3 protein-coding genes are annotated in these 3,437 nt (G+C 67.9%); all 3 read right to left on the reverse strand.

Annotation, left to right across the window (positions count from 1 at the left end; translation table 11 throughout):
• Nucleotides 1-1,731, reverse strand: a 1,731-nt coding sequence (locus D180_RS06955; RefSeq protein ID WP_017912223.1) for a TonB-dependent receptor, incomplete at its 3' end; no start/stop codon positions are given.
• Between the two features lie 252 nt (nucleotides 1,732-1,983).
• Entirely contained in the window at nucleotides 1,984-2,739 is a 756-nt protein-coding gene (locus D180_RS06960; protein ID WP_010341843.1) for an SDR family NAD(P)-dependent oxidoreductase, read from the reverse strand.
• Nucleotides 2,740-3,117: 378 nt separating this feature from the next.
• Nucleotides 3,118-3,437 (reverse strand): SPOR domain-containing protein (locus tag D180_RS06965; RefSeq protein ID WP_017912224.1); only part of this gene is annotated, 320 nt, incomplete at its 5' end.

Below are 3,437 nucleotides of genomic sequence, written 5' to 3' on the forward strand. Positions count from 1 at the left end.
GGTGGAGAACACCTCGCGTCCGCGCAGCGACTCGCCGCTCGCGGTAAAGGCGCTGACCACCTTGGCTTCCTGGATCGCGTGCGACAGCCACAGCGTCCAGCGCTCGCCCAGTTGCGTGCTCAGTTGCAGGTCCACGCCCTGCCGGCGGGTCTGGCCGAGCCCGACCGTGGTGCCGGTGCTGGGCATGTTGGCCACTTCGTCGGTGGCATCCTGGCGCCAGACCGCCACGCGCGCCTCGGTGCTGGCGACCGGCTGCAGTTTCAGGCCCAGCTCCTTGCCGGTATTGATCGAGGGACGGAACGTGCTCTGCCCGGGCGTCAGGTAGGCCGGGGCGGTCGAGCCGGTGAGGATCTGGAAGGTGCGGCCCCAGTTGGCGTACACGCTCAAGTGCGGGGTCAGCGCGTAGATCACGCTGAGCTTGGGCTGGTCGATCCAGCCGTAGCGCTGCAGCGGCGCATGCACGCCGCCGGGCAGCGCGGTCTCGCCGGAGAAGCGGTCGATGCGGAATGCGGGGACGATCTTCAGCGCATCGCTCGGTTGGATCACCGCCTGCAGGTACAGGCCGAGGTTATCCAGGCTGTAGCGGTCGTCGTTCTGCACGCGTGCCGGCGCACGGTCGAAATCGGTCGGCACGCTGTAGGCGTAACGCGAGCGCCGGTAACGGTTGTCCTGGTGCTCGGCGTTGAAGCCGCCTTCCACGCTCAGCAGATCGCTGGCCTGCCAGGTGACGGTGCTGAGCAACCCGGTCTGGGTTTCGTCCCATTGCCGACGCTGCCGTGGCGCGTTGCCCAGCGGGTAGCGGGTGAAGGTGATCCGGCGGTCGTCCTGGTAACGGTTGAGGTACAGCGTGTTGCGCAATTGCAAGCCGCCGCCGAGCTTGAAGTCGGCGTGCACGCTGGCCTGGCGCATGTCGCGGTCGTCGCCGTCGTTGGCGTTCTTCGGCGGCGACTGGTCGCGGTCCTCGGCCAACTCGGTGGCGGTGAGAAAGCCCGATTCGTCTGCCTCGTGGTGGTAGGCGCGTGCGATCAGGCCGATGCGTGCGGCATCTTCGTCTTCGCCGTAGAACCATTTGCCGCCGAGGGTGTACTTGCGCGAGCGGTCGTGCTGGCGATAGCCATGCGCGGCCTGCGCGCCGACGAAATAGTTCTGCGCCAGGCCATCGGCCTCATGGCCGATGGCGTACTGCAGTTCGCGAGTGGCGAAACTGCCGTAGCTCAGCCGCAGGTCCTGGTAGTCGCCGCCCTGGCGGGTGGCGATGTTGAAGTTGCCGCCGATGTTGTGCAGGCCGTAACGCGGATCGTTGGTGCCGCGCACCACCTCGATGTAGGCGATCTCCAGCGGGAAGATCATGTCGATGAAGCGTTGGTTGCCGCTGTTGACGTTGCTCGGCACGCCGTCGATCAGCACCTTGATGCCGTTGATGTAGCCCTCGCCGTTGAAAGCGCGGAAGGTGACCTTGCCGGACTCGGCACCCTGCCGGGTTTCGGTGAGCTGCATGCCGGGCATCTGCCCCAGCAACTCCCAGCTGTTCATGACCTGCTTGTCGGCGATCTGCTCGCTGCCGAGCACGTCGACCGAGCTGAGGATGTTGCGCGTGGACAGCGAGGCGGCGCTGTGGCGCCGCGCTTCCACGGTGCCGAGCGTGGTGGTGGTGTCGGGTGTCGTCTGCGCGGCGCCGTCGCCGGCCGCGAGCCCGGCCAGCACGGCGAGGGCATGGGTGTAGGTCTTCATGATGGCTGCGGACAAGGGGAGTGGAGACTGGCGGCAGCGGCTGGGCTGCGGGCGAGCGGGTGGTGCGCGGTCCGACGTACGAACGCGGCCCCGACCAGGTGATGTTATATCATTTCGTTAAGGAGTTGTCGGAATCGCCAGCAGGCCGGCGCGACAAGCGTCCGTCCCGACCGTGCGGCAGAGGGGCCTTCGCCGCATGGGCGCGAGAGAGACGGGACCTGGCGGGACCGCGCGGAGCGGCCCCGCGGCCGTTCAGGCCGGTTGCCGCGCGACCTGGAAGCCGGCGAAGGACTGCGTCACCGGCATGATTTCCAATCGATTGATGTTCAGATGCGGCGGCAGCGTCGCCACCCAGAAGATCTGTTCGGCGATGTCCTCGGCGGTCATCGGCTGCGCACCCTGGTAGAGCGTGTCCGAGGCCTTCTGGTCGCCATGGGTGCGGACCAGGGTGAACTCGGTCTCGGCCATGCCGGGTTCGATCGCGGTGACGCGCACGCCGGTGCCATGCAGATCCGAGCGCAGGCCCAGCGAGAACTGGCTGACGAAGGCCTTGGTGCCGCCGTAGGTGTTGCCGCCGGGGTAGGGGTACAGCGCGGCGACCGAGCTGATGTTGATGATCGCGCCGCGGCGCTGGATCAGCGTCGGCAACAGGCGATGGGTCAGCGTCACCAGCGCGGTGACGTTGGTGTCGATCATCGTGCGCCAGTCGTCCAGTTGCGCGGCCTGCGCCGGCGCGGTGCCCTGGGCCAGGCCAGCGTTGTTGACCAGCAGGTCGATGCCGCGGAACGCCTCGGGCAGCGCCGCCAGCATCGCGTCCAGCGCGTCGGTGTCGCGGATGTCGAAGGCGGCGATGTGCACGCGCTCGGCGCCGAAGGCGTCCAGCAGCGGCTGCAGGCGCTCGGCGCGGCGGCCGGTGGCGATCACGCGCCAGCCTGCATCGACGAAGCGGCGCACGGCGGCAGCGCCGAAACCGGAGGTGGCGCCGGTGATCAGGGCGGTCTGAGTCATTGGGGGGCCGGAAATGGGGAGTGGGGAATCGGGAATGGTAAAAGCAAAACCCGGTCGCGCGCGTCGACAGCGCGTGTGCCCGCGGGGGAAGTCGGCTTCGATGATTGAGACGCGCCAGCGCGGCGCGACAGCGCGCGGATCCGAAGCGTCTTCAGGCCTCGTCGCGCGGAACGGGACGTGCTCGCGTCCCCATTCCAGATTCCCTGGCGACTAAGTCTTTTACTTAGTCGCCAGCAGCACGCTGGCGTGGAACTGCAACGTCATATCAAGCCAACGCGGCCCAATGTCAGCAGCGACAACCCATGCGCGCACGTACAGGTGAAAACGGCAAGAAAGCCGCTTCACCCATTCCCAAATCCCGATTCCCGATTCCCGGCCTCACTGCGCCTTGATCGCAATAGCCGACAACCCGCTGCCGTTCAACTTCTGCTTGGCCTCGGCCAGTTCGCTGGCGGTGCCGTACGGCCCCATGCGCACGCGATAGACGGTCTTGCCGCTGATCTGCGCCGATTCCACGCGCGCCGACAGGCCCAGCATCGCCAGCTTGGCCTTGGTCGACTCGGCGTCGCCGGAGGCGCCGAACGAGCCGGCCTGCAGGATGTAGCGCGCGTTGTCGGGCGCGGCCGCCGTCGCGGCAGTCGCCGGTGCGGTGGTTGCGGCCGGCGTTGCCGTGGTGGCCGCCGGCTTGGCGGCGGCGG

This window comes from Xanthomonas sp. SHU 166 (assembly GCF_000364685.1).
In the GTDB taxonomy this organism is placed as follows: Bacteria; Pseudomonadota; Gammaproteobacteria; order Xanthomonadales; family Xanthomonadaceae; genus Xanthomonas_A; species Xanthomonas_A sontii.

Excerpts from the sequence above, each read along its gene's own strand:
- D180_RS06960 (WP_010341843.1), bottom strand. The coding sequence starts at position 2,739 with ATGACTCAGACCGCCCTGATCACCGGCGCCACCTCCGGTTTCGGCGCT.